This is a genomic window from Nocardia mexicana NBRC 108244, assembly GCF_001613165.1.
Lineage (GTDB): Bacteria > Actinomycetota > Actinomycetes > Mycobacteriales > Mycobacteriaceae > Nocardia > Nocardia mexicana.
On record NZ_BDBV01000006.1, the window covers coordinates 205,902 to 228,917 of the forward strand.

Annotated in this window: 29 protein-coding genes; 10 read left to right on the top strand and 19 right to left on the bottom strand. The window is 67.9% G+C overall.

Annotation, left to right across the window (positions count from 1 at the left end):
* Positions 1-70: 70 nt before the first annotated feature.
* Positions 71-1,057 (bottom strand): NAD(P)H-dependent flavin oxidoreductase, encoded by a 987-nt coding sequence (locus NM1_RS03710; RefSeq protein ID WP_068013967.1) that lies wholly within the window; start codon positions 1,055-1,057, stop codon positions 71-73.
* Positions 1,058-1,204: 147 nt separating this feature from the next.
* On the opposite strand from NM1_RS03710, the gene NM1_RS03715 reads away from it, so the two are divergent.
* Together NM1_RS03715 and NM1_RS03720 are read left to right on the top strand one after the other, a co-directional pair.
* The gene (locus NM1_RS03715) at positions 1,205-1,702 is read left to right on the top strand and encodes an SRPBCC family protein (RefSeq protein WP_068013817.1); all 498 of its coding nucleotides are present in this window, start codon (positions 1,205-1,207) and stop codon (positions 1,700-1,702) included.
* Between the two features lie 78 nt (positions 1,703-1,780).
* Positions 1,781-2,068 (top strand): antibiotic biosynthesis monooxygenase, encoded by a 288-nt coding sequence (locus NM1_RS03720; RefSeq protein ID WP_068013819.1) that lies wholly within the window; start codon positions 1,781-1,783, stop codon positions 2,066-2,068.
* Positions 2,069-2,074: 6 nt separating this feature from the next.
* Here NM1_RS03720 and NM1_RS03725 read toward each other — a convergent pair whose 3' ends face one another.
* The 3 genes from NM1_RS03725 to NM1_RS03735 are packed head-to-tail and all read right to left on the bottom strand — an operon-like array spanning position 2,075 to position 4,208.
* Positions 2,075-2,533, bottom strand: coding sequence for a pyridoxamine 5'-phosphate oxidase family protein (locus NM1_RS03725; RefSeq protein WP_068013821.1), 459 nt, complete (start codon positions 2,531-2,533; stop codon positions 2,075-2,077).
* Positions 2,534-2,558: 25 nt separating this feature from the next.
* Entirely contained in the window at positions 2,559-3,431 is an 873-nt protein-coding gene (locus tag NM1_RS03730) for a hypothetical protein (protein WP_068013823.1), read from the bottom strand.
* Positions 3,432-3,446: 15 nt separating this feature from the next.
* Positions 3,447-4,208: a bestrophin-like domain gene (locus NM1_RS03735; RefSeq protein WP_068013970.1), complete on the bottom strand. Its 762-nt coding sequence runs from the start codon at positions 4,206-4,208 to the stop codon at positions 3,447-3,449.
* 243 nt (positions 4,209-4,451) lie between these two features.
* Here NM1_RS03735 and NM1_RS41850 point away from each other — a divergent pair, with 243 nt between their 5' ends.
* Together NM1_RS41850 and NM1_RS03740 are read left to right on the top strand one after the other, a co-directional pair.
* Positions 4,452-4,829, top strand: a complete 378-nt coding sequence (locus tag NM1_RS41850; RefSeq protein ID WP_147289019.1) for a hypothetical protein — start codon at positions 4,452-4,454, stop codon at positions 4,827-4,829.
* A gap of 53 nt (positions 4,830-4,882) precedes the next feature.
* Positions 4,883-5,437 carry a GNAT family N-acetyltransferase gene (locus tag NM1_RS03740; protein ID WP_068013826.1) on the top strand — a complete coding sequence of 185 codons (555 nt, stop codon included), beginning with the start codon at positions 4,883-4,885 and terminating at the stop codon, positions 5,435-5,437.
* Positions 5,438-5,465: 28 nt separating this feature from the next.
* Here the strand turns inward: NM1_RS03740 and NM1_RS03745 are convergent, their stop codons facing one another.
* From NM1_RS03745 to NM1_RS03785, 9 genes are all read right to left on the bottom strand, one after another.
* Positions 5,466-6,221, bottom strand: a complete 756-nt coding sequence (locus tag NM1_RS03745) for a helix-turn-helix domain-containing protein (protein ID WP_068013972.1) — start codon at positions 6,219-6,221, stop codon at positions 5,466-5,468.
* A gap of 19 nt (positions 6,222-6,240) precedes the next feature.
* Positions 6,241-6,606, bottom strand: coding sequence for a DUF4345 family protein (locus NM1_RS03750; protein WP_068013828.1), 366 nt, complete (start codon positions 6,604-6,606; stop codon positions 6,241-6,243).
* Positions 6,603-7,001: a hypothetical protein gene (locus NM1_RS03755; protein ID WP_068013830.1), complete on the bottom strand. Its 399-nt coding sequence runs from the start codon at positions 6,999-7,001 to the stop codon at positions 6,603-6,605. The genes NM1_RS03750 and NM1_RS03755 overlap by 4 nt, the downstream gene beginning before the upstream one ends.
* An 85-nt stretch (positions 7,002-7,086) precedes the next feature.
* Positions 7,087-8,079, bottom strand: a complete 993-nt coding sequence (locus NM1_RS03760; protein WP_084519124.1) for an esterase/lipase family protein — start codon at positions 8,077-8,079, stop codon at positions 7,087-7,089.
* A gap of 127 nt (positions 8,080-8,206) precedes the next feature.
* Entirely contained in the window at positions 8,207-9,058 is an 852-nt protein-coding gene (locus NM1_RS03765) for an LLM class F420-dependent oxidoreductase (protein WP_068013835.1), read from the bottom strand.
* A gap of 24 nt (positions 9,059-9,082) precedes the next feature.
* Complete coding sequence (locus NM1_RS03770; protein ID WP_068013838.1) at positions 9,083-9,475, bottom strand: MerR family transcriptional regulator; 393 nt, start codon at positions 9,473-9,475, stop codon at positions 9,083-9,085.
* Positions 9,476-9,580: 105 nt separating this feature from the next.
* Positions 9,581-9,880 carry a DUF6506 family protein gene (locus tag NM1_RS03775; protein ID WP_068013841.1) on the bottom strand — a complete coding sequence of 100 codons (300 nt, stop codon included), beginning with the start codon at positions 9,878-9,880 and terminating at the stop codon, positions 9,581-9,583.
* Positions 9,881-9,973: 93 nt separating this feature from the next.
* On the bottom strand, positions 9,974-10,825 hold the full coding sequence (locus NM1_RS03780; protein WP_176582594.1) for a LysR family transcriptional regulator: 852 nt from the start codon (positions 10,823-10,825) through the stop codon (positions 9,974-9,976).
* Between the two features lie 102 nt (positions 10,826-10,927).
* On the bottom strand, positions 10,928-11,542 hold the full coding sequence (locus NM1_RS03785; RefSeq protein ID WP_068013843.1) for a TetR/AcrR family transcriptional regulator: 615 nt from the start codon (positions 11,540-11,542) through the stop codon (positions 10,928-10,930).
* A 76-nt stretch (positions 11,543-11,618) separates the two neighbouring features.
* Between NM1_RS03785 and NM1_RS03790 the strand changes: the two genes are divergently transcribed.
* Positions 11,619-12,200, top strand: a complete 582-nt coding sequence (locus tag NM1_RS03790; protein WP_068013845.1) for a TIGR03086 family metal-binding protein — start codon at positions 11,619-11,621, stop codon at positions 12,198-12,200.
* A 50-nt stretch (positions 12,201-12,250) separates the two neighbouring features.
* On the opposite strand, the gene NM1_RS03795 is transcribed toward NM1_RS03790, so the two are convergent.
* Positions 12,251-13,459, bottom strand: a complete 1,209-nt coding sequence (locus NM1_RS03795; protein WP_084519125.1) for an erythromycin esterase family protein — start codon at positions 13,457-13,459, stop codon at positions 12,251-12,253.
* A gap of 98 nt (positions 13,460-13,557) precedes the next feature.
* Between NM1_RS03795 and NM1_RS03800 the strand changes: the two genes are divergently transcribed.
* A complete protein-coding gene (locus NM1_RS03800; RefSeq protein WP_068013977.1) occupies positions 13,558-14,055 on the top strand; it encodes a MarR family winged helix-turn-helix transcriptional regulator in 498 nt (165 codons plus the stop codon).
* Here NM1_RS03800 and NM1_RS03805 read toward each other — a convergent pair.
* From NM1_RS03805 to NM1_RS03815, 3 genes are all read right to left on the bottom strand, one after another.
* Entirely contained in the window at positions 14,037-14,483 is a 447-nt protein-coding gene (locus tag NM1_RS03805) for a TIGR03618 family F420-dependent PPOX class oxidoreductase (protein WP_068013847.1), read from the bottom strand. The genes NM1_RS03800 and NM1_RS03805 overlap by 19 nt on opposite strands.
* 2 nt (positions 14,484-14,485) lie before the next feature.
* The gene (locus tag NM1_RS03810) at positions 14,486-15,088 is read right to left on the bottom strand and encodes a class I SAM-dependent methyltransferase (RefSeq protein WP_068013849.1); all 603 of its coding nucleotides are present in this window, start codon (positions 15,086-15,088) and stop codon (positions 14,486-14,488) included.
* Positions 15,089-15,237: 149 nt separating this feature from the next.
* Positions 15,238-16,584: an NAD(P)/FAD-dependent oxidoreductase gene (locus tag NM1_RS03815; protein WP_169814189.1), complete on the bottom strand. Its 1,347-nt coding sequence runs from the start codon at positions 16,582-16,584 to the stop codon at positions 15,238-15,240.
* Between the two features lie 248 nt (positions 16,585-16,832).
* Here NM1_RS03815 and NM1_RS03820 point away from each other — a divergent pair, with 248 nt between their 5' ends.
* Positions 16,833-17,276, top strand: a complete 444-nt coding sequence (locus NM1_RS03820) for a pyridoxamine 5'-phosphate oxidase family protein (RefSeq protein ID WP_068013853.1) — start codon at positions 16,833-16,835, stop codon at positions 17,274-17,276.
* Positions 17,277-17,322: 46 nt separating this feature from the next.
* Here NM1_RS03820 and NM1_RS03825 read toward each other — a convergent pair whose 3' ends face one another.
* Positions 17,323-18,357 (bottom strand): saccharopine dehydrogenase family protein, encoded by a 1,035-nt coding sequence (locus NM1_RS03825; RefSeq protein ID WP_246011424.1) that lies wholly within the window; start codon positions 18,355-18,357, stop codon positions 17,323-17,325.
* Positions 18,358-18,425: 68 nt separating this feature from the next.
* On the opposite strand from NM1_RS03825, the gene NM1_RS03830 reads away from it, so the two are divergent.
* Complete coding sequence (locus NM1_RS03830; RefSeq protein WP_068013858.1) at positions 18,426-18,995, top strand: TetR/AcrR family transcriptional regulator; 570 nt, start codon at positions 18,426-18,428, stop codon at positions 18,993-18,995.
* A gap of 72 nt (positions 18,996-19,067) precedes the next feature.
* On the opposite strand, the gene NM1_RS03835 is transcribed toward NM1_RS03830, so the two are convergent.
* Complete coding sequence (locus NM1_RS03835) at positions 19,068-19,673, bottom strand: TetR/AcrR family transcriptional regulator (RefSeq protein ID WP_218022162.1); 606 nt, start codon at positions 19,671-19,673, stop codon at positions 19,068-19,070.
* 166 nt (positions 19,674-19,839) lie between these two features.
* On the opposite strand from NM1_RS03835, the gene NM1_RS03840 reads away from it, so the two are divergent.
* The gene (locus tag NM1_RS03840) at positions 19,840-20,694 is read left to right on the top strand and encodes an NAD(P)H-binding protein (RefSeq protein WP_068013861.1); all 855 of its coding nucleotides are present in this window, start codon (positions 19,840-19,842) and stop codon (positions 20,692-20,694) included.
* 1,286 nt (positions 20,695-21,980) lie between these two features.
* Entirely contained in the window at positions 21,981-23,006 is a 1,026-nt protein-coding gene (locus tag NM1_RS03850) for a DNA cytosine methyltransferase (protein WP_068013980.1), read from the top strand.
* Positions 23,007-23,016: the final 10 nt, after the last annotated feature.

Below are 23,016 nucleotides of genomic sequence, written 5' to 3' on the forward strand. Positions count from 1 at the left end.
CTCGGAATGTGTTCGGACAGTAGCGCTGTGCAGGGGTGTTGTCAGCGGATCGGTATCCCCCGTCGCACTGTCATGCCCCCGCCAGTTCCGCGACCGCCTGCTTCGCGGGCACGACTCGCGAGATGCGGAGCGCGGATTCGCCTGCGTAGAGCGCGGATCGGTCGGCCCAGTCCGCGGGCATACCGGCGAGGGGTGAGGCCGGGCTGAACAGCGGCAGGCGGGGGTGCTGCAGCCGCACCAATGCCCGTTCGCTGCCCTGGGGCGAGTATCGGGCCGCGGCGGCGCTGGGCGCGTTGAGCAGCGCCGGAATTCGGCGCGGCGTGCCGTCCGCGCGACACCAGCGTTCGGTCGCCGCATTCGGTATCACGCGATGGCGCGCGGGCCAGCCGAAGCCGAACAGCGTGGTCTCCACGGTTTCTCGCGCCGCGATGACGCGGCGCCGGTATTCGGCGTGCGCGCCGGATTCGTCCGTCAGCAGAAACCGTGTTCCCGCAACGACTCCCGCCGCCCCGGCCGATACCGCGGCGAGCGTGTCCGCGCCGGTCGCGATGCCCCCGGCCAGCAGCACCGGGCGGCCGCGGGCGATCGATAGCGCCTGGGGTAGAAAGTCCAGCGCCGCAACGGTTCCCACCAGATGTCCACCGGCCTCCCGGCCCTGGGCGATCAGGCAGTCGGCACCCCACACCACGGCCTGGCGGGCCTCGTCGCCGGTGCCGACCATGACGACGACGAAGATCCCGGCGTCGCGCAGCTCCCGCACGAGCGCCTCGTCGCCGCCGAACGCGACCACCGCCACGTCGACCCGCTCATCGATGCACAGCCGCACATGACCGCGGCGCACGAACGGCATCAGCAGGTTCACCGCGACCGCTCGGCCCGGAGCCTCCTCGCGGACCCGGGCGATCGCCGCCCGCAGTCGCGCGGGCGACATCAGCCCGATGGTTCCCAGTCCCCCCGCCGCGGCCACGGCCGCCGCCAGGTCGGCGCCCGCGAGCTGCCCGCCCATTCCCGCCTGGGCCACCGGTACGTCCAGATGCAGTCTGTCCAGAAGGTCCACGGCCACAACCTTATTCCCCCGCCCGCAGCGGAGGGGGCGGCCGAAGTGGCGCGGGTCATGCCGCCGGAGCCTTTCTTCAGATATGGAACATATGCTCTAATTCGTTCTAGAGCGAACATTTCAGAACCTCGAAGGAAGGTGACGAGGATGGCCGTGGTCAATATCCACTCCCGGCAGCTGCCGGTGGCCGAGGACGAGGTCGGCGGGCTGATCGACTCGCTCGCGGGCGTTGACGACCGGCTCTGGCCGCAGGACAGCTGGCCACCGATGCGCTTCGACCGCCCGCTCGGCGTCGGCGCGGTCGGCGGGCACGGGCCCGTGCGCTACACCGTCGAGGGGTACCAGCCGGGGCGCTGGATCCGGTTCCGGTTCACCGGCCCGCGCGGCTTCGACGGATTCCACGAATTCACCGTCCACCCCGGCGGCGATGGAACGGCCGAGCTGCGGCATCTGCTGGCCATGCGCGCACGGGGCCCCGCGCGGTTCACCTGGCCGCTGGTGTTCCGCCGCATGCACGACGCCTGCCTCGAGGACTCCCTCGACCGGGCGGAGCGCGAGGTGACCGGCACGGTCCGCACACCGGCGCGGTGGAGCCCCCTCGTCCGCGCGCTGCGGGCGGGTATCGAGCGGTTCGCGGCCCGCTGATCGATCGGGCGAGCGAAAACCATTGCTGCACAACTGTTATCCGGGAGACGGCTCCCGGACCGAGAAGAGGAGAAGAAGATGTCCGTAGGTTTCGTCGCATTCCACTACCCCGGACCGGCGCACTTCGAGGAGTTCGTCGGCCGCGTCCACGAGGTCCGGGACTTCCTGATTCGGACCGAGGGATGCCTGGGGGTCGACTGCTGGGCGACCGAGGACGGCACCGCCGTCGTCTCGGCCGCGCACTGGGAGTCGGAGGAGCTGTACTCGGCGGCCTTCGCGTCGGTCGGCGGCAAACCCGATGTGGACGCCGACTTCGACGAGCGCGAGGTGCGTCCCCGCGAGTTCTTCAAGCTGTATTCGAGGTAGCCGCCGTCAGAGCGCCGAGACCTCGCGGCGCGGCCCGCCCCGGAAGTTCTCCTCGTCGAACAGCACCCAGCTCTCGACGTCGATTTCGTACATCCGGGACGCGCCCTCGGGCATGGCGTCGAGCACCCCGGCCGCGTTCGGCCAGCGCGCCACGAACGCGCGGACCTCGGCGTCGACCCCGGTGCCGGGCAGCTGCGTGGCGCGGCCGGTGAACGAGACGCCGCGGGCCGTCCGACCGAGTTCGGACGGCGGGTTGTCGAGTATCGCCCCGGCGACGGCCGGATCGCGCCGGATGTTGTTCGAGTGCACCCGATCGGTGCGGGAGACGAAGTGCAGGCGGTCGGGGCGGAAGGTGGGCACGTACCAGACGGTGCACACCACCGGCGTGCCGTCCGCGCAGAGTGTCGACAGCTGCATCAGCCCGGCCGCGGCGACGTAGGCCTCCAGAAGTTCTCGTTCACCCACGGTGGAAACCCTAGACGCCCGGGCGTCACCGCAGGCGAGCCACGCGGCCGCGGGCGGTGGCCAGCACGGTGATCAGCAGCACCGCCATCAGGATCGTGATACTCCACGCGCGGTGATGTTCGGGCAGGGCGGCGGTGTCCGGCGGGTCGCGCGGACGGGGCGGTGCGGGGGTATCCGGAGCCGTGGCGGGCAGCGCCGCGGGTGGTGGGGCGGCTGGGGCGGACGCGGCGGGTGGCGCCATGCGCGGAGCATCCGGGAGCGCCGGCGGGCGGAGCGGTATCTCGAGTTCGGGCGGGCGCGGCAGCAACAGCAGGCAGGTCAGCAGGGCGCTGCCCGTGACGGCGCTGCCGACGGCAGCGCTCCCGATTCCCGAACCGCCGGAGCCCGTGCCGATCACCCCGGGCACGAGACTGCTGCCCGTGAGCAATCCGGACAGCGTCATCGAGCTGCCGACGACGGCGCTTCCGGCACAGGCGGTTCCGACACTTCCGGAATCCGGGGCGAAGGACTCGGCTGGTGTGGTCGTTTCGGCCACGACGCGGTGCACCGTTGTGGAAAGGCTCTCGCCGGAGTCCGGGGTCGGCACTTCGACCCGTGAACCCGCGTCGGTGATGGTGTCGGAGGCAGAGCCGACGATGGTGGAATAGCCGCTGCCGGAGCTGCTTCCGAGGGCGAAGCCACTCGACGACTGTGGTACCGGCCCGAGACTCAGCGAACTCTCCGTATCCACACTGTCGGCAGGTCCGGGAGCCGCACTGCCGCTGACGATTTCACCGATCGGCGGCCATGAAGTTTCGGCCGGATCCGCTGCGGACGGACCGGCCAGCACGACCGCCGACACGGCTGCGACGACGAATCCGACTGCGGCCCCTCGTGTTACGGGATAGACGAATCTCATCCGTATACCTCTCGGCTACTCGATCTGCTGATAACGCGCCAGGGCGTACTCGTAGGCGTCGCGAGGTACGACGGTGGAGCCCGAGAACGGCCGATCCAGATTGCGGATCTCCAGCAGCGTGAGACCGACCACCACACCGAGCAGCGCGATCATCAGGATGCTGCTCGCCGACACCTTGATCCCGGAGAACACGGGGCTCAGCAACAGCAGGATCGTCCCGAAAATCAGTGCTATGTCCAGGAATCCGGGTACGGTGCGCCGGACGTCGATCTCACGTTCGTGGCGGGCGTCGGCGACCTGATCCAGCTGCTCCAGCGCCTTGGTGCGTAGATCGGCGACATCCGGGTCGGCGGACTGCATCGATTGCACGGAGTCGCGCAGGGCATCGAGGGTTGCCTGCGCCGACCGGCTGAGCGTGCCCTCCTTGTTCATCGACGCCCACTCGTCGCCGACGACCTGCTGGGTGTAGTCCCGGACCAGTCCCTGAATCTTCCCGTGATCCGGCTCCGGCAGTGCGTGGGCGATCCAATACGTGTTCACCAGCGCCTTCGCCTCGGCCACGGTGTGGGTCTGGGCATTGTCGTACTGCTGCCAGCACAGCACCACGATGAAGGCGACGACCGCGATGAAGAAGTTCTTCACGACGTCGAGGACCAGCTCCCCGGCGGCGTCCTCGCCCGTCGTCTGCCACGACCTGGGGCGCAGCCGGGCGCCTGCCACCAGCACGACCACCGCCACGGCCGCGGCCGCCACGGAAACGACCAGTTCCTGAACCATGTGCTCCGCCTTCCGGCACGAGGCCACCCTCTGATGTTCGAAAGCAGGTGTGGTCGAAGGGTATTCGTGGCACATACGGGCCGGGATGGCCTCGATTCGGCCCGTGCCGGTCAGCCGTTCGCCGCGTCTTCCCGGCGCGGCGTGTTGCCCACCGTTGAGAACATGTCGCGACAGATGTGCACGGAAGTCGTTACCCTTGCAAGGGAGTCCGGACGGGCAGCCGATGCCGAAGGGGCAATGACAATGACTGCACCGAATGAACCCGCCCCACAGCGATACCGGCATGCACCCGGATCCCGTTCCCACAGGGACGGTTTCGCCTGCGCCGGTAATCCCGCCGAGACGGCGCACCGCTGCTGCGAACGTCCCGCCGTCCGCCGGTCCACCACACGCCGCCGCCCCCACCCGCCGCAGCCGGTTCCACCACAACCGTCACGAGATTCCCGGATAGGCGCCCTGATCGGCATCGGCCTCACCGTCGCCAGCGTCCTGCTCCTCGCCGCGGCCTGCGTCGTCACCAACTCCTCCGACCGCACTCCCCTGCACATCTCGGCCGGCATGGATTTCATCGCCGCCCCCGAAACAGCCACCGCCGCAGGACCTGACGTCGAGGCCCCGTAGCACCAGCGATCAATTCGCTTGTCGCGCGTGATTTTCGCGACGAGCATGACGGCATGAAGCGTCCGGAAGAAGTTCTCGTATCCGGCAACGTGCGGCTGCGGCGGCTGCGGAGCGCCGACACGGAAGCGCTGTACCGCGTCGTGAACCAGTCGCTGGACCACCTGCGGCCGTGGATGGGCTGGGTCTCACCGGACGGCGAGCACCCACGATCGGCGCTCGCGAAGTTCGTCGCGGAGACGCACCGGAACTGGGAGTCGGGAGACGCGTATTCCTACGCCGTCACGGTTTCCGGCGAGGTGGTCGGGATGTGCGGCTTGGAGAAGCGGCTCGGCCCCGACAGCCTGGAGATCGGCTACTGGCTGCATCCCGCGCACACCGGCCGCGGATACGCCACCTCCGCCGCCGCGGCGCTCGTGCATCAGGCCCTCGCCCTGCCCGGTGTCGACCTCGTGCAGATCTGGCACGACCGGGCGAATACCGCCAGCGGGCGGGTTCCGCGCCGCCTCGGCTTCACCGAAATCGGCCGCCGCACACCGCCTCGCGATCCGTTGACGCCCGGCGAGGTAGGTGTCGATGTGGTGTGGGAGCTCCGCCGCTCCGATCGATGAGGCATGGCCGGGTGAGTGCACCCACCGGCTATCGACGCACCACGATGGTGGTGCCCTGGGACAGGAGGGTTGTTGCGGTGAGGCCGAACATGGCGCGGAAGGTGTCGCTGAAGTGGCTGGGGGAGGCGAAACCGGCGTCGGTGGCGGCGCGGGTGAGGTCGCTGCCCGCGGCGATGGCGGCGGCTACCGAGAGCATCCGGGCCCACAGGCGGTAGCGGCGGAAGCTGGTGCCGGCACCGGCGGCGAACAGGTGCAGGAAACGCGAGGTGGACAGTCCGGCCGCGGCGGCCAGGTCCGCGGCGGCGAGATCCGCGCCCGGGTTGTCGACGATCGCGTTCATGGCCCGCCGGATCCGCTCGTCGACGATGCTCGAATCGCCGCCGCCCAGCAGGATCCGGTGCAGTTCGTCCGGGTCGGCACCGCGGTGCAACTCGGCGAGCAACTCGGCCTCGGCACGATGGGTTGTGGCGATCGGCTCCGACGCGTCGCTCATCGCGGCGCGCAGGCGATCGGCGTGGGCGGATCGCGGGTCCACGTAGAAGAACAGCATGCGCCCGTCGCCGGCATCGATCCGGTGGGTGGTGCGCGCCGGGACCAGCACGCTCCGTCTGCGGCGCGCACCGCCTTCCGGCGTCGCGACGGTGAACGGGCCGTCGACGCCGAGCGCGAAGCAATGCACCGGGGTCGAATGCGTGTCGAGATGAAAAGACGGGCCCAGATATGCCGCGTGACCGGCCCACAGCCACACCGTCCGAGCGGTGCGAGCGGGCAGGGTCGCGGACATGGACGCCATGGTCGCACGCTCACGCGACGGCCAGGACGGCCGCCGCGCCGACCGCCTCGACGAGGCAGTAGAACCAGATCGGATAGAACGACGTGGCGCTGTCGGCCAACCGGGACAGCACCCGCCCGGCCGCCATCCCCGCCAGCGCCACACCCACCGTTATCGCGGCGCCGCTCCGCAGATCATCGGTGCCGGACGCCGACCATCCCAGGAGTGCGGCCATCGCGAGCCCGAATCCGCCGTAGACCGCGCGGATCTCCGACCGGCTCACGGCGGTGTCGACGGTGAGGCGAAACGGCTTCGCCAGGGCCGCGGGTACCGCCAGGGCGTAGATTCCCATGCCCGCGAAGAACATTCCGGCCGCGGCCAGCACCAGACTCCTCATTTCGCGACCTCCTCGACGTCACTCCCCTTGCGCACCAGGACAATTCCGGCCGCCAGCGCCACCGCACCCACGACGTCGAACATCGCCACCCGCTCCAGTTCCGTGTTCACCGGGCGCTCGGCGAGGACGATCGCCAAGAATCCGGCGAAACTGACGGCATTCGCACCCACCGCCGCCGCCCGCAGACGCGGCCGGAAGGCGCCGACGACCAGCGCGATCCCCACGATGGCGAACAGCACCGCACGATGCCGCAGCAGCACCGCCACTTCCGGGTCGGTCGGCGAAATTCCGTATGCCGCATAGGCTTTCTGTGCCGACAGTGCGCCGAGCCCAGGCACGGTATTGATCAGTCCGGCCAGCACGAGCAGCCCCTGCCCGCAACGTCGGATCCACATGGTTCTCCTCGGGTCGAGTTGCCGAAATACTCGCCCGGTCGTGACCTCGGCGCTTCCGAAAACCTGCTACGCGCCGGACCCGAACTCAGTACGCGCTGCCGGTGATCGTCGTGCACAGACCGCTGACCGGGTTCTCGGGATCGAGTGCCGTCGCGATCATGGCCACCGCGGTCGGGGAATACTGCTGGGAGAAGTGTTCGGAGCGATCCGTGGGGCACACGCCGTCGATGTAGCGGGTGGTCGCATTGGCCGCTCCCGCGGGTGCGGGCATGCCGCCCAGCAGCCCGAAGGCGTCGGCCGAATTGGTGATCTGAATGTATTCGACACCGGGCTGCAGCGGTTCGATGAATTCCCACGCCCAGGGATCGGCGACGTTCGCACCGAACAGCGCCACCGGCGGGACGACACCGTTGTAGAGCATCGCCTCGTAGACCGGCGCCGGGATCGAATCACGTGCCCGCGCAGTGAGATCGGGCGACCCGGTCAACCGGTACGGCGAGGACAGCAGCACCATGCGGTCGACCTTGCCCGCCCCGCCCAGCGCGTTGATGTAGTAGCGGGCCACCATGCCGCCCTGCGAATGTCCCACCAGGTCGACGCTTTCGGCGCCCGTCGCGGCAAGGACGCGATCCACCGTCGCGGCCACCGTTCGGGCGGACGACTCCATCGGATCCATGCCGTTCAAACCCGGTGGGACGTCATAGATCTCCCGGCCGTAGTCGAAGGTGAACACGCAGTACCCCAGGTTGTGCAGGTACGGCGCGAGCGTGGTCCAGGCGACCGCGTCGGAGAAGAACGTGGAAGTAACGAGGACAACGGGTTTCGGATGCTCGTCACTCGGCCTGCAGGAGTAGTCGTTGGCGCCCGCGACCGGGCCGTCCCACTCGGTGACGGCCTGATCGATCATGGCCCGGTTCCCGTACGGAACCGGTAGTGGCGCAGCGCCCGTGGGCGGCGACAGTCCGATCAGCAGCACCGCGAGTGTGATACCCGGCGCTACCCACCGAGACGACCCGAACCGGCCACGACGCCGAAACCCCTTGTCGGCGACCATCGAACGCCCGCGTACACCAGCCATGACCTCACCCCGCTCGCCCGGCCGAGTACATCCTCGGCACTCCGATGAATCAGGTTGCGCTGCAATGCTTTACGTCAGCACGGGGACTGTATCAGCGGCGCTCCGGCCCGGGATACCCCTACGGCGGCTACAGGCCGAATCGTTCGGCGAATTCCGACATCTGATCGTGCTGCTGCTCGGCGTCGGGGGCCATGAAGTTGACCACGAGGCGGGTTACGCCGTGGCCTGCGAGTTCGTCGACGCGTTCGGTGGTCAGGTCGCTCGAACCCCAGCGCGTGTATTCCAGGGCGGCGGGGTCGCGTCCGGCGTCCGCCGCGGTCTTGCGGGCCAGTTCCATCTGCAGGTCGCGTTCCTGTTCGGTCAGCAGCCCGCCCGCGAAGTAGCCGTCGCCGCGCAGACCGGTCCGCCGCGCCGCCGCGCGACTGGAACCCCCTACGTGAATGGGCAATTCGGTCACACCGAGCGGCTTCGGGAAGCTGCACAGGTTGTCGAAGTCGAAGAACTCACCGTGATAGCCGACGCCCTCGGCGCCACCCGACCACAGCAGCCGCAGCACGTCGATCGCCTCGTCGGCGCGACGCCCGCGGGTGCGGAAGTCCACGCCCGCCGCCTGCGCCTCGCCCGGCAGCGCACCGACCCCGATGGTGAGCAGCCGCATCCGACCCTTGGACAGCAGATCCACGGTCGCAAGGCGTTTGGCCAGGATCACCGGGTGCCGATACGGCAGCAGCAGGACTCCTGTGCCGAGCAAGATCCGATCCGTCTCCGCCGCAACGAAACTCAAGCAGTCCAGCGGATCGAGGAACGGCATCGTCGGGGGCAGCTGCCCGCCTCCGTAGTCGGCGCCCGGATACAGCGCGATGTGATCCTGCACGTACAGCGCCTCGAAACCACAGTTCTCGGCGTGCGCGGCGAACGCGGCGAGCCGGTCGGGGTCGGTGCCGTTCAGGGCGGCGCTGTAGCTGATGGCGAATTTCACGGATATCTCCTGGGCCAGCGGTTGTCAGTACCGGTGCGAGAGTTCGCATTTCGGCGGCGCCGCGGGGATGTCGAGCGCGTCGGCGAGCTGTTCGTGCAGCTGCCGCCGGACGACGGCGAGCCTGTCCATCGCCTCGTCGACCTCGTCGAGCTTGTGGCGCAAGGATTCCACCGAGTCGGGGCACTCGTCGCCGTTGCGGTTGCCCGCGCGCAGGCACGTGACGAACGGGCGGGTATCGGCCAGGTCGAAGCCCAGCTCGAGCAGTTCCCGGATCTTGCGGACGATGGGCACCTCCGCCTCGTCGTACACCCGGTATCCGCTGCTCGACCGCCGCGCCCGCACCAGTCCGTGCTGCTCGTAGTACCGCAGCGTGCGCGCACTCGTCCCGGCGCGTTCGGCCAGCTCCCCGATCAGCATCCAACCTCCTCATCCGGTACCACGACGCTAAACGTTGACACCGGCGTCAAGGCAAACCTGGGGTCACGATCACAGTCGGCGGCGTCCGGGTCGCGCGGCGAACGATCATGCGAACAGCGCGTGCAGTCGTCCGGTCGCCTCGGGGCCGTAACCGACCGCGCCGACGGGGACCGCCGAGCCGATGCGCTCGATCACCCGCGCGGCCCAGACCGGCCCGAAGGCGCCGCACAGTTCGATCAGTTGCACACCGTCGCCAACCAATCCCGCCGCCGCCTCCGGCGCCTGGTCCGGTGTGCCGAGCCCGATCAGAACGGTTCGGCACGTCCCGGTATCGACCACGGAGATGTCGCGATTCGGGTCGCAGCCGTCCGCGACGTAGAGGAAACCCCAGTGTGTGAGCGCCATGGTCGTGCCTTTCGTGAGCCGTGCGGTATGCCCGACCAGCTAAGCGCGACAAGGGATCCCACGTCCACGAGGCAATTCCGCACGCGGGTGCGGCTATGCCTCATCCGCCAGGTGGACGGTCAGATCCGCCAACCGGCCGGCGTCCCGATGCGCGGGATCCCATGCCAGCGCATGACACAACCGGGGTGCGTCGGCCAGCTCCCGCCAGACGACGGCGCCGCTGGTCTCGTCCCAGCGGGGCCGGATGGCCACCACGTCGCCGTCGGCCAGTTCAGCGAGGAACGGCCCGCGGCGCGGTGGGCCACGGCGTATTCGACGCGGCCGCCAGCCGGCCCGTCGGAACGTGTCGAGCATGGCGTCGTGGTAGCCGGGCGCCAGCTCGCGGTCGAACCACAGCAGGTCCAGGCCGTCCAGATCGGTCCAGCCGATCGATGCGCGGGCGGCGAGCGGATGGGTGGCGGAGACGAGAACTCCCAGCGGCGCCTCGCTGACCGTGCGGACCCGCAGACCGCCGGTGTCGGCGGGCAGCACGATCAGTGCCGCGTCGAGTTCGCCCCGGGGCAGCATCCGCAGTTGCTCACTCACCGGCAGATCCCGCACGTCCAGGGCGCCGGCGGCATTCCGCAGTGCGGCGACGACCTGGGCGGAGGCTCCGGGTGTGACACCGATTCGCCACGGCCGAACGGCGCCGCTCAGTCGGACCGCCTGCTCCCCCGCGCTCACGGCGTCGAGCGCGCGGCACGCGTGGGGCAGCAGCGCGTCGGCGGCGGCGGTCGGGATCATGCCGCCGGGGGTTCGGCTGAACAGCGCCGTGCCGAGTTCGTTCTCCAGGGCGATGATCTGCTGGCTGAGCGATGTGGCCCGAATTCCGAGTTCCTCCGCGGCGCGGGTGAGGTGCCGCCGCTCCGCCACGGCGCGGAAGTACCGCAGTTGACGCAGCTCCACTGGTGCTCCTTCACTCCGTCCCGGACTGTCGACCGTCCGGGCCAACTCTTCCAGCAACCGGGGACACGGTCCGCTGCCGAATCGCTCGACGGACTTCGGTACCTATTCCGGGCCGGACTGCTGTAGTCCGGCGGCGGTGCGCATCGCGGCCCGGCCGCGGCGGGCGGCGGACCGGTCGTCGAGGAGCTGGATCTCCTGGTTGACCGCCATCGAGATGCCGATCAGGGCCGTGGCTATTTCCGCCGGGGGGCGGTCCGCGGTGGCGGTTTCCGCTTGTGCGGCAGTGATTTCCGCGATCAGCAGGGTGCGCCAGTCGATGACGGCTTTGCGTAGCCGATCACGCAGTGGCCCCGGCCGCCCGTCGAGTTCGGTCGATGCCGCGGTGACGAAACATCCACCGGGGAAAGGGCATTCGGCCAGATAGTCGATCCATCCGTCGATCAGCCGAGTCAGCCGGGCCACGCCCAGCGGCATATCGGCCAACGGGTCGATGACGGTTGCCCGGAAAACCCGCCCGGCCCGCTCCAATGTGGCGTACTGCAGGTCTTCCCGAGATCCGAACGGGCCGACCACGCCCGCCTTGCTCATGGCGAGCCGGTCGGCGAGCGCACCGATCGTCAACCCCTCCAAGCCGATTCGCGACGCCTCGTCGACGGCCATCGCCACGATCCGCTCCCGGGTGTGGGCGGCCTCGGCGCGTGAATTTCGAGGAGACATGTCTCGAACTATAGCGTACGGTCGTTTGCCATACTACTGTTAGCGAACGACCGTACGTTATATTGGAAGTGGACACATGACTGACCTGCTGCAGCTGGACGCGATGGCCCTGGCGCTCATCGGCCACGACGTGACCGTGCTCGACGATGCCGACCTCGATCGGCCGACACCGTGCACCGGCTGGACGGTCGCCGACCTGATCCGGCACATGAACGAACGCCATGAGGCGATCATCGAATCGGTCCTCGCACCGATCCCCGCCCCCACCGACGACCCCCGCGGCGGCTTCGCCCGCACCGCCGCACGATGGGTGGTGGCCATGGAGCAGACCGGCGACATCGTGAACCTGCCACAACTGGGCCCGATGCCCACCGAGGAGGTCCTGTCGATCCACTACGTCGACATGCTCGTACACCGCTGGGACCTCACCCGCGCCCTCGACCGAACCTATTCCATCCCAGCCGAATTCACCGCCCGCGCCCTCCCCATCGCCCGAAAGATCACCGCCCCGGGAAGCCCCCTCAACGCCCCCGGCGGCGCCTACAACCCCCCACTGACAGAAGACCGAACCCTCTCCGCAATAGACAACATCGCAGCCCTCCTCGGCCGAGACCCCCACTGGCACACAGCAACGCATGCCGATCGCGTGGCCGACTGATGTACTGGCGGGCGCGCTGCTGTGGCGGCGCGGCTCGGACAGTCGGGCACTTACAACGGCCCGAGTGAGTGGGTGGGGGTTATGGTGCGGATTCGGAGGAGGATGTCGAACCAATCTGCCAGCCCGGCGCCCGCGATGTAGTGGGCGGGGTCGCGGGCGGGGTCGTAGGTTCCGATCACGAGGCGGAACTTGGCCGGTTGGTGCAGCCACTGGCGCACCACGCCCGGTGGTGCGTCTCGCAGGTCGAGCAGATAGTCGTCCCGTCCCGGGACGTCGATCACGGTGTCCGCGAAGTCTTCTGGGGGCGCGGGGACGGACAGGTCGGCGCGCAGCTTGCCGTCCCGGAAGGCGACGGCCATCGACAGATAGCCGGTACCGAACCGCTCCCTGAGCAGGAATCCCGTGGTCGGAAACTCCTGCGCCATCGCAGCCAAGGTCAGGCGGTCGGCCACTGCCGTGTTCGATACGCCTTCCCAGTAGGCGATCCGATGCCCGGTACGGTTGTGCCACTCGGCGATCCGGTCCGCGGCAGCGGCAGCCTCGGCCGCGAAATCACGCCGCCCGGATGCGGTGCTGAACTCGTGATATCGCAGAATCAGGCGGGCGGCATCCAGCACGCAGGCGGAGCCAGGCAACGACTCGACAAGTGCCAGTGCGTCTCTCGCGTGCTCGACGAACGGCCGACCCGGATGCGTACCGTTGGCCAGCTGAATATGTTCGCCCAGCCGATGCGCGGTAGCGATCGGCCCGTAGTGCGAGTTCAGCTCCTCGAGGCGGTGCGGGGCAACAGCTTCCACGAACTCAGCCACCTGCGCATAGTGCCCGGCCCTGGCCGCCTCGGGCGTCAACCCGAACAGGCGCAGGGGATCGTCCGGATGCTCGCTGTTGAAGGCGCGTGCCCACTCCAGCACCGCGAGAGTCTCGGCATTCCGCCACGGGGCCCAGGCCTCCTGCAACAGTTTTCGCGGATCACCCGCACCCGTGCGCACGAACTCGTCCATGGCCGCGACGACGACTTCGTCATCGAGCAACGCCAGCGCCCGAAAGCCTTTCTGCTCCACCAGCACTCGCAACACCCGATGCGCGAGCACGGACAGCTCGTGTCCGGCGCGGGTCGTCATGCCGATTCCGACCACTGCGGCGTCACCGATTCGATCGGCCAGCGAACCCGGATCGGACAGCGGTGCGTCGGCACCGGCCACGTCCAGGGGCCGCGCCGAATCGTGAATCCACCGCGTGATTTCGTCGGCGTGCGACACGATGCCTCCTAAAGCAAGCAACCGCGAAACGGCGATAAAATACCTTTGTCATCAAAGCAAATTACCTTTGATGACAAAGATAAATGGAGGCGATGCCGATGTCAACGACGGAGTCCGGACCGGACACCGACGACGCGATCCGGGCGATGCTGCTGCTGATGCCCCGGCTGGTCGGCCGGGCCAAGCGGATGCGCCCACCTGCGGAACTCGGGTCGCTGGCGCTCGCACCGCGACACCTGTCACTGCTGTCGTATCTGCTGTTCGACGGCGCGATGACGGTCAACGAACTCGCGGCCCGCCTGGACGTCGCGCCGACCACCGTCAGCCTGATGGTCAGCGACCTCACCCAGCAGGGCGTTCTCGAACGCCGGGAGGACGACACCGATCGCCGACGCAAGATCATCAGCATCGCCGACAAGGCCCTGCCCGCGATTCGGCAGTGGCTGGCACGTGGCGCGGACGCCTGGCGCGTGGCGCTCGAGCCGCTCACCCCCGGCCAGCGAGAGCTGTTCATCGAGACGCTGCGCAACTACGAACGCGCGGTCACAGGGCAGCCGGACGGTAACGAGACGGCAGCTCAGGCCGGGTTCGAATAGATGCGGGTGGGTGACACGAGGACGGCGGTGCGGCGCTCCTCGCGCATCACTCGGTCGTAGGTATCCCAATCGTCGTGCGTCCCACCGGCGGCCGTGAAGATCTCGCGGAGCAGAAGGCGCAGACGCTCGCCATCGATATCCGGGTGCGGATCGTCGGGCCCGATCAACTGCGCCGAGCCCTCGACGGTGGTCCACTGCCAGCCGCCCCGGACGGTCACCGCGACAGTCGAATTCCGGCGCAGGTGAGCGAGTTTCGCGGTGCCGCCCCGCGCTACGAACCCGACGACGTCGGAATCGCCCAGCGGATGGGGCAGGACGCCCGCGTTGACGACGGTGGCCTGCGGTGAGCCGTCGGCACGGAGGGTGGCGACGACGCAGAGACCGTGATCGAGGGCCACCAGGTCGGCGAAGGTCTTCAGGTCGGTCATGGTCATATCCCCGCTGTCCGTTCGATTGTCGCGAACCACGCCGCCCCGCCGTTCTCGTCGTGGAATCTGGTCTGAATCCGGTCCGGTTCGAGGGAGACGATATTCCATCCGGTGGTGGGAGCGAACGCCGCCGACAGCTCCGCACGGCTGACGGGATGCGGTCCGATATCGGGACCTTCGTCGCTGAAGCACAGCACGTACAGCGTGCCACCGGGTTCGGTGACCGATGCCAGGCTCGCCACGTATCCCGGCCGCTCGTCCCCGTCGAACGTGTGGAACAGCCCGCAGTCCAGCACCGTGTCGAACCGGCGTCCCAATCGCTCCAGTTCGAAGGCATCGGCCGTGGCGAATTCCGCCTCGACCCCCTGCTCCACCGCCTTCTTGCGGGCGATCGCCAGCGCCGTCTCGGCGATATCGACGCCCAGCACGGGCAGACCGAGCGCGGCGATGTGCAGCGCGTTTTCGCCTGTGCCACAACCGGCGTCGAGCACCGCGCCGGAGAATCCGCCCGCAGACGCCACCCGCACCACCGCCGGTTGCGGGCGACCGATATCCCATGGCGCGGGACCATCCCGGTAGGACGCATCCCAGGGTCGGCCCGTCATGCGTTCATGACTCGTCGGGTGGCGACCATCGAATGGATCGTCACCGGCATTGCCCGGTTCTGACACGATCGTGACCTCCCATGCGGCCTACGGTGCCCTTCATCGTGGCACGCCGACCGACGGATATCGGCTGTATCCGAGCTGCCGCTTCAACCGCGGGCGCCGAAGGGCCGCCGCAGGCCGATGGTCGCGGCGGCGACGCGCGGTTCCATCATGTGCACCGGGGATTTGTCCATATTCAGCACGTCCAGGAATGTCGCCGCGGTCGCCGGATCGTCCGCCGCGGCTCGGAAAACCCTGCTCATGCCGGAATGCAGCAGCGATTTCGCACCCGATGAGCCGAGGGGCACCGGTGGCAGCGCGATATCGCTGAACTTCGTCAGCCACCACGGTGTCCGCAGCATGCGGCCCACGCGTCGGTAGTAGCGGCGGGGCAGATCCCTGGTCCCCCGCTTCAGTACCTCGTCGAGCAGGTCCGCGGTAATGGCCGCGACGGTCATTCCATTGCCGTAGATGGGATTGAAACAGCACACCGCGTCACCGATGGACAGCATTCCCGCGGGCAGGCGATCGAGCAGTTCGTATCGGCGCCAGACCGCCGTCTTGAACCGATATGTCGCCACCTCGTCGATGGGACTTGCGCGGCGCAGTACGGCGGCCACATCGTCGTGGGCGAATTCCGCGGCGAAGGTCAGCAGTTCGCCGGGAGTCGCCGGTGGGTGATTGTCCTTCCCGACGCCGAACGCCGACAGCACCCATATATCCCCCTCCTGGGCCGCGAACCCGAATCCGCGCGGGCGGGCGGGCGTCGGACCGACCAGGATCACCCGGTCGCCGCCGACGGCATCCAGCGGCAGGCGGAAATGGCAAGTGGCATAACCGATATCGACGGGAACCTGGTCCTCGCGTGGCCGCGGATAGCCCATCGATTCGAGCCAGGCGCCGGCTCGCGAACCCCGGCCCATGGCATCGACCACCAGATCGGCGCGTATCGGTTCCTCGTCCGCCTCCCGGCGCATCACCCGGACCCCGCCGATGCCGCCGTCGACCGCGATGAGTCCGGCGACGGCCGCGTCGTCGCGCACCGTCACATTCGGCAGCGCCGCTACCCGCGCTCGCACATGCGATTCCAGGAATGGACGACTGGCAGCGACCGAACTTCTGCCCAGCGCCGATCGGTGCAGAACGTTGCCGAAGAAGACGGCCCGGAAATCGTCGAACGCGCTGAATGCCTTGGCACCGTCGGTGATCAGCTCGTCGGTCAGACCGGGAAACCGCGCCTCGGCAATGTCCGCGGCCCGCATCAGCAGCCCGTGGGAATGCTGTCCTTGCGGAACCCCGCGCCGCTTCACCACCTCGCGCGGCAGCCGATCCCGTTCGACAATGGTCACCGCCGCATAATGGTCGGCCAGCGCCCGGGCCGCGAACAGACCGGCGATTCCGCCGCCGAGAACCACCGCGTGCTCGCCCGCGCGGCGATTATCCCGTCGACTCACCATTCCCGCTCCGCCCGTAATCGGGTAATCGCGGGCTCATGCCGTGGGCCTGTTGTCGATATCGTGCGCACTGGTCCCTCACTGGAGTCGAACAAACCACGGCGACGGTAACTCCGATAAGTGCGGGCCCGCAGTGCGAACACCCCGTGCTGGGAAGGGGTGACCGGCCTGCGTCGGCGCTGTCACCTCCGGCTCCTCGAGCCACACAGGTGGTTGAATCACACCAACCGACCGGTAGAGGAGAGTGCGTGACCGACCTGAAGGACTTCGCCGACCTCGTTCCTCTCGATTACGGCCTCAGCGTCGCCGTCACCCTGCGCGCCGACGGTACGCCGCACGCCACCGTCGTCAACGCCGGTGTGCTGCCGCATCCGATCACCGGGACCGACACCCTCGCCTTCGTATCCCCCAGCGCCACAGTGAAACTGGCGAACCTGCGCGCGAATCCCACTGTCGCCCTGACTGTCCGCGGCGGCTGGCGGTGGATCACGGCCGAGGGATCGGCCCAGCTGATCGGCCCCGACGACCCACATCCGGAGATCGACGACGAGCGCCGGCGGCTCCTGGTCCGCGAGATCTTCGCCGCGGCGGGCGTCACCCATGACTGGGACACCTACGGCCCGGTGATAGAGGAAAAACGTGGGACCGCGGTTCTCGTCGCACCGGTCCGCATCTACTCGAATCCCTTGTGACCCAACCGTTTCGACCTCGGGCGCCCCTCCCGCCAGAGATCTGAGCCTACGAGCCGCCGTCTCGTGTATCGACGACGAGGGTGCCGATCTCACGCATCCGCTCGACGGCGTCGGCTGGGTCCAATATCGCCTCGGGGGTATGGATTCCGGGTGCCACCGGGTCGCCGCGAAGACCGATCAGCCGTTCGATGCCCAGGGCGACGCCGAGCGCGGTCAGCGGGCGCTGGCCCTCCGGGTGGATCAGATGGCGCTCGGTGCGCAGCGGTGCGCCCGCCGGGTCCAGTCCCTCGATCTCGATCCGCACCTCGGCGGACGGCTGCGCGCCGCGGCGACGGCCCGCCGACTCGCCCACCGCGAAGTCGACGCGAACGTTCGACGCGCCCGTCGCGAGGCCGAGGCTCGGCACATCGGGGATGGCAATGCTCTGGCCGGGCACCGAAATGCCGTCGGCGCTGCGCACCTCCGCCTGCGCGTCGGCACCCGCGATCCAGGTGAAGACCCCGTCGCGGCGGATCAGCCCCGCCGTGGTGACGGCCGCCAGGCGATCCAGATCCGCCATCCCCGCGGGGCCCCCGGCGTCCGTCTCGTCCAGCACGGTGCCGACACGAATGGAGTCGACGCTCCCGAATTGCTTCGCCGAGTCCAGTGCCGCGAGGACGACGAGACCGGCAAAGTAGTGGCTGGCCAACAGAATCGGCGCGGCGTGCGCCCGCTGCGCACCCGCGATGACCTCCGGCGCGATCTCCACGAGCCCGTTCGAGATGCTCAGGTACGGCACGCCGTGCCGCTGCGCGTACCCGAGGCCGTGCAGCCCGCGGTCCCACAGCGCCGCGACCACCGCCGAGTGACCATCGCCCGGCGGGAGGCCGAGATCGCCGCGATCCAGGTCGACGACCACGGCCGTCGCGGCACCGAGTTCGTCGGCCACCCGCTGCGCGCGGCCGAGATCGCGGGCCGCGATCGTCAGTGGCAGCGCCGGGTACCAGCGGCGCAGCAAGGCCGCCGTTCCCGCGCCCGCCTGCCCCGACCCGCCCATTACCAGGACCGATTTCCTTGGCTCGACCATTGCTTTCACTCCCATTCAACTAAGCTACATTTTGTAACCTACACTTTGTAGCTAAACTGAGGCGAGACCGCAAGGGAGGTTCGATGACTCGCCTGTCCAAACAGGCCCGGCGCGAGCAATTGCTCGACACCGCCCTGGCGATCGTGCGCACCCAGGGCGCCGACGGCCTGACCCTGGTCACCCTCGCGGAGGCCGCGGGCGTGAGCAGGCCGATCGTCTACGACCATTTCGCCACCCGTCCCGGTCTCCTGATCGCCCTGTACCGGCAACTCGAGGAACGCCACCGCACGACCGCGGCACAGGCGTTGCAGTCCGCCGCGCCCACCCTCGCGGAGACGGCCCGCGCCGCCAGCACCGTCTACTTCGCGTGCGCCACCGACATGCCGGAATTCGCCGCCATTTCCGCTGCGCTGAAAGGAGATCCGGAGATGGAGGCGGCACAGCGCGAGATCTCCGACGCCTACGTCGACCTGATGGCCGACTCCCTCCAGCCACACTCCGACCTCGCCCCCGCCCTGATCCGGTTGCGCTGCATCGGAATTCTGGGCGCGGCCGAGGCGATAGCGAGCGAACTGAACGGCGCCCGAACGACATCCACCGACGCCGTCGCCGCACTTGCCGATCTGATCGCGAGCAGCCTCGGCCATCGCTGACAACCCGATCCGGTACCGCAACAGCATTCGGTCGGTCCGGTGGCCGTTCGCCGCATCAGGGCAGAGGCGCAGTCATCGGTCATCAGAAGCGGATTGGCGGATGCCGTCCAGGAGGTACGTGGTGCGGCGGTCGTAATCGTCTCGGGGAGGGCGCTCGCCGTGTTTGAGGGCGAGGGCGTTGTCTACGACGAGTGCGTGCAGGTCGCTCGCCGTGAACTCCGGGCGCAGCGCACCGCAGTCCCGCGCCGCCGCGACGAGTTCATCGTTGACCTCGCTCCCGACTCGACAGATCTCCATGAGCTGCTGCGAGTGCGGATACGTCTGCAACAGAACGTCGTTGACCGCGGGCTGGCGGTATTGGAGGTCGCGGATCGCGGTGAGGTAGTAGGTGATCCGCTCGCCGGCGGCATCGATCGTCCGCGTGTGTTCGATGACGGCGAACAGCTCCGTCGCGACGACTTCTTCGATGACGGCCTCGATGAGGCCGACCCGGCCGCCGAACCGGTTGAAGATCGTGGCCTTACTCACCCCGGCGGCCTTCGCGACCTCCTCGAGCGGCACCGTCAGGCCCCGTCCCTGGAACGCGCCGATCGCGGCGGACCGGATCTGTTCGGAGTTACGCCTGGCATCGGCGCGCAGCCGTGGTTCCGATGGCGCCGCACCGGTCAAGGTCCTCACCGACTCTCATTGCCGCTAGGAATCGAAATTTGACTACCCGAGTCAGTTTACCTACCGTCGATAGGACATAAGTTGACCCATCTGGTCAACTTATGCTGCCGCCGAGGAGGCGACCTCCTCCACCAGGGCGGATACGGAGTGAGCAGACAAGGAAGAGGTCCCGAGCATGATCGTCGTCACCGGCGCCACCGGTGGGCTGGGCAGCGCCACCGTCGAAAAACTCCTCGAGCGCGTACCCGCGGACCGGATCGGTGTCAGCGTCCGTGACGTCGCCGGGGCGCGGCATTTCGCCGATCGCGGCGTCCGCGTGCGGCAGGGCTCCTACGAGGATCCGGCCGCGCTGCGCAACGCGTTCGCCGGCGCCGAGCAGGTGCTCCTGGTGTCGGGCAACGATCCGGCGGCCGATCTGGTCGGCCTGCATCGCGATGCCATCGCGGCCGCCGTCGCCGCGGGCGCCCAGCGGATCCTCTACACGAGCCAGCACGCCGCCGTCCCCGGCAATCCGTACCCGCCGTCGAGGATCCACGCGGCCACCGAGGCCGCCCTCGCCGAATCCGGAGTGGCCTGGACCGCGCTGCGCAACGGCGCCTACGGCACACTGGACCAGGTGCTCGGCCCGTGGCAGCAGACCGGGCAGATCGCCCGACCGGAAGACGGCCCCGTCCCGTACACCGACCGTGCGGACGTCGCCGAGGCCACCGCGATCATCCTCGCCGGTGACCACCACTTCGACGGCCCGATCACCCTCACCGCGCCAACCGCCGTCACCTTCGCCGATTTCGCCACGATCGCCTCCGACCTGACCGGCCGCACCATCGACCGCACAGTCCTGAACGACGATCAGTGGATCGCCGCCCAGACCGCGACCGGAGTCCCCGAACAGGCGGCCCGATTCACGCTCACCTGGTACCAGGCCACCCGCGCCGGCCACTTCGCCACACCCGACCCCCTACTGTCCAACCTCCTCGGCCGCAAGCCTTCCAGCGCCGCCGACCGCCTCGCGGCCCAGGTCGCCGCCTGACGCGCTTGTCGATCGGCTTCACGCAGGCATATTCGGTGTAGGTCACACCATCGACGCAGGTAGTTCATCGACGGAGTCACCAACCGGCCCAGGACTTTTCAAAGTCGTCGTGACCGGTCCAGCATGAGCCTGCCAGCGTCTTCCAGCACCCGCATCGCCGCAGCCTATCGCAGGCAATCGTTGGGGTGGATTCGAAGTGCCACTGCATGTCCTGGTGCGCTTCGGCGGGAGTCGGTGCGGAGGCGGGAGCTTCGTGGATCCATTGTCGCGGCCACAGATATTGCCGGACAACCGGTTCCGTGTCGACCGATGATCGCGCGTTGGCTGCGAGGCGGGGAGCCAGCGTCGAGGCGAATCGACTTCTGATGCAGGCATATCGAGCTGCCGACGCGCTCGCGGACACCTCACGGAGGCCGAGAACGTCACAGCTGCAGTTCGCGAGTCCGCGTATCTGAGAACGGCATTCGGACAATCATCGGTTCGGATCGACAAGGTGTCGCTCGCAGTCGAACTCGGGGACCGGGAGCAGCCCCTTGCAGCGGCGATCACCGACAAACCCAAACGCGTCACGGGCACCAGGCGCGAAGCCGGCGACCTTGTCGAAGAACGCCAGGCTCGGCTTTGCCCTACCCCACTCGCCGAATGTCGCGATGGCATCGCACGGAAGCTCCAGAGCGCCCAGCAATTCGGCCGCTCAAGCAGCTCTATTGTCAGCTATACTGACCCGCCGCCCACGCTCTTGCCATGCCGACACCGCCGATCGCACATCCGGGCACAGAGCTGGCTCCTCGATTATCTCACCGCAGCCCGACTCCTCCCGGAGCCGACGCTCGCGTGCCAGATCGAAGCCAGACCGCAAGTACTGAAACGTCTCGGCGTTGTCACGCCCAACCGCAGTCAAAGCACCGAGCACAGCGGAGATTGTGCGCCGAGGTACGTCGATCCAGGCCGCCCAGGCGCCAAACTCACGGGCGTCATCGAGCAGGGCGGCTCCCCCCACATCGAACACAACCGATCGAATCACGATGCCCTCGAAGGCTGACCCGACACGCAACTATAACCGACATCCAACGTAGCTGGACAAGATGCCTCAGCGCCAACTTGCCGAGCTTCGAACCATGTGCCCGCCTTGGAATGGTCTCATTGAAGCAGGAGTCCCGGCGATCGCTCTGCTGTCCCACCCACGCATGCTTGCCGCCAAGTTGTCATTGCAGTCTGGCAGTATGCCAGGTACAGCACCGACAGAAGGTTCAACCCGAATGAGGAGCAGGCCCGAGGAGTTACGGATGTTGATCGCGACCAGCCAACTCTCTGAATCCAATCTCCGTGGCAGACAAGCTCTGTCGCTCGTCGATGTATGTGCGGGGGGCGGCGGCCTTGCTCTTGGCCTGCACACGGCGGGGTTCCAGCCGGTTCTGCTTCTGGACGACCTCGAGGTAGCGTCAAATACTTTGCGAATAAATCAGCCTGACTGGAATGTATTTCACGGCAACTTGCTGAAATTCGACCCTGCCGACCATTCCTATACATACGATGCGAGTCTCCTGTCAGCTGGCCTACCCCGAGTGAAGGCCAGCGCTACAACCGCTCGTTCGCGCGGCAGTGACGTGGAACTGGAGTTACTCAAGGCCACCGTCATGCTCGTCCACGGCATACAACCAAAATGCTTACTCATTGAGAACCTCGCCGATCTAGTTGTCAAAGAAACCTATAGATCAATACGAACATTCATCGAAGAGGAATTGATCCATCTTGGCTATCGATGGAAATGGTTCGTGCTCGACGCGGCCGATTTCGGGGTACCGCAGGAACGAAAGCAAGGGTTCCTAATCGCATTCAAAGACAACGTGATCGACCAGTTCCAGATACCCCAACCTGCTCCTGAAACCGAGCGGATGACAGTAGGCCGAGCTTTGTACGAGTCTATGGCGTCGAGAGGATGGCAGGATGCCGCCACGTGGGCTGCATACGCCGATCGCGTTGCCCCGACACTTGTAGGTGGTTCGATGGACCGAGGCGGTGCCGACCTCGGCCCTTCAGGCACCAAACGAGCTTGGGCGCGAATGGGGGTCTTCGGCGGAAGCTTGGCAGACGAAACGCCTCCGGAACACTTCCGGTGGAGACCTGAACTCGGTCGTGAAGGCATGGTACGACTCACGGTGCCGCAGACGGCCATTCTGCAAGGCTTCCCGAAAACATGGCGATTTGCCGGACGGAAGACCATTCAATACCGGCAGATCGGCCAGGCAACACCACCGCCTGTCGGCAAGGCGCTAGGTTCCGCCATACGTTCCGCACTCACCAATCAGTGAGTTGTGTTGT

Excerpts from the sequence above, each read along its gene's own strand:
- NM1_RS03715 (WP_068013817.1), top strand. The coding sequence starts at position 1,205 with ATGGCCGTGGTCAATATCCACTCCCGGCAGCTGCCGGTGGCCGAGGAC.
- NM1_RS03720 (WP_068013819.1), top strand. The coding sequence starts at position 1,781 with ATGTCCGTAGGTTTCGTCGCATTCCACTACCCCGGACCGGCGCACTTC.
- NM1_RS03730 (WP_068013823.1), bottom strand. The coding sequence starts at position 3,431 with ATGAGATTCGTCTATCCCGTAACACGAGGGGCCGCAGTCGGATTCGTC.
- NM1_RS03735 (WP_068013970.1), bottom strand. The coding sequence starts at position 4,208 with ATGGTTCAGGAACTGGTCGTTTCCGTGGCGGCCGCGGCCGTGGCGGTG.
- NM1_RS41850 (WP_147289019.1), top strand. The coding sequence starts at position 4,452 with ATGACTGCACCGAATGAACCCGCCCCACAGCGATACCGGCATGCACCC.
- NM1_RS03740 (WP_068013826.1), top strand. The coding sequence starts at position 4,883 with ATGAAGCGTCCGGAAGAAGTTCTCGTATCCGGCAACGTGCGGCTGCGG.
- NM1_RS03745 (WP_068013972.1), bottom strand. The coding sequence starts at position 6,221 with ATGTCCGCGACCCTGCCCGCTCGCACCGCTCGGACGGTGTGGCTGTGG.
- NM1_RS03750 (WP_068013828.1), bottom strand. The coding sequence starts at position 6,606 with ATGAGGAGTCTGGTGCTGGCCGCGGCCGGAATGTTCTTCGCGGGCATG.
- NM1_RS03755 (WP_068013830.1), bottom strand. The coding sequence starts at position 7,001 with ATGTGGATCCGACGTTGCGGGCAGGGGCTGCTCGTGCTGGCCGGACTG.
- NM1_RS03760 (WP_084519124.1), bottom strand. The coding sequence starts at position 8,079 with ATGGCTGGTGTACGCGGGCGTTCGATGGTCGCCGACAAGGGGTTTCGG.
- NM1_RS03770 (WP_068013838.1), bottom strand. The coding sequence starts at position 9,475 with ATGCTGATCGGGGAGCTGGCCGAACGCGCCGGGACGAGTGCGCGCACG.
- NM1_RS03775 (WP_068013841.1), bottom strand. The coding sequence starts at position 9,880 with ATGGCGCTCACACACTGGGGTTTCCTCTACGTCGCGGACGGCTGCGAC.
- NM1_RS03785 (WP_068013843.1), bottom strand. The coding sequence starts at position 11,542 with ATGTCTCCTCGAAATTCACGCGCCGAGGCCGCCCACACCCGGGAGCGG.
- NM1_RS03790 (WP_068013845.1), top strand. The coding sequence starts at position 11,619 with ATGACTGACCTGCTGCAGCTGGACGCGATGGCCCTGGCGCTCATCGGC.
- NM1_RS03800 (WP_068013977.1), top strand. The coding sequence starts at position 13,558 with ATGTCAACGACGGAGTCCGGACCGGACACCGACGACGCGATCCGGGCG.
- NM1_RS03805 (WP_068013847.1), bottom strand. The coding sequence starts at position 14,483 with ATGACCGACCTGAAGACCTTCGCCGACCTGGTGGCCCTCGATCACGGT.
- NM1_RS03810 (WP_068013849.1), bottom strand. The coding sequence starts at position 15,088 with ATGACGGGCCGACCCTGGGATGCGTCCTACCGGGATGGTCCCGCGCCA.
- NM1_RS03825 (WP_246011424.1), bottom strand. The coding sequence starts at position 18,357 with ATGGGAGTGAAAGCAATGGTCGAGCCAAGGAAATCGGTCCTGGTAATG.
- NM1_RS03830 (WP_068013858.1), top strand. The coding sequence starts at position 18,426 with ATGACTCGCCTGTCCAAACAGGCCCGGCGCGAGCAATTGCTCGACACC.
- NM1_RS03840 (WP_068013861.1), top strand. The coding sequence starts at position 19,840 with ATGATCGTCGTCACCGGCGCCACCGGTGGGCTGGGCAGCGCCACCGTC.
- NM1_RS03850 (WP_068013980.1), top strand. The coding sequence starts at position 21,981 with ATGTTGATCGCGACCAGCCAACTCTCTGAATCCAATCTCCGTGGCAGA.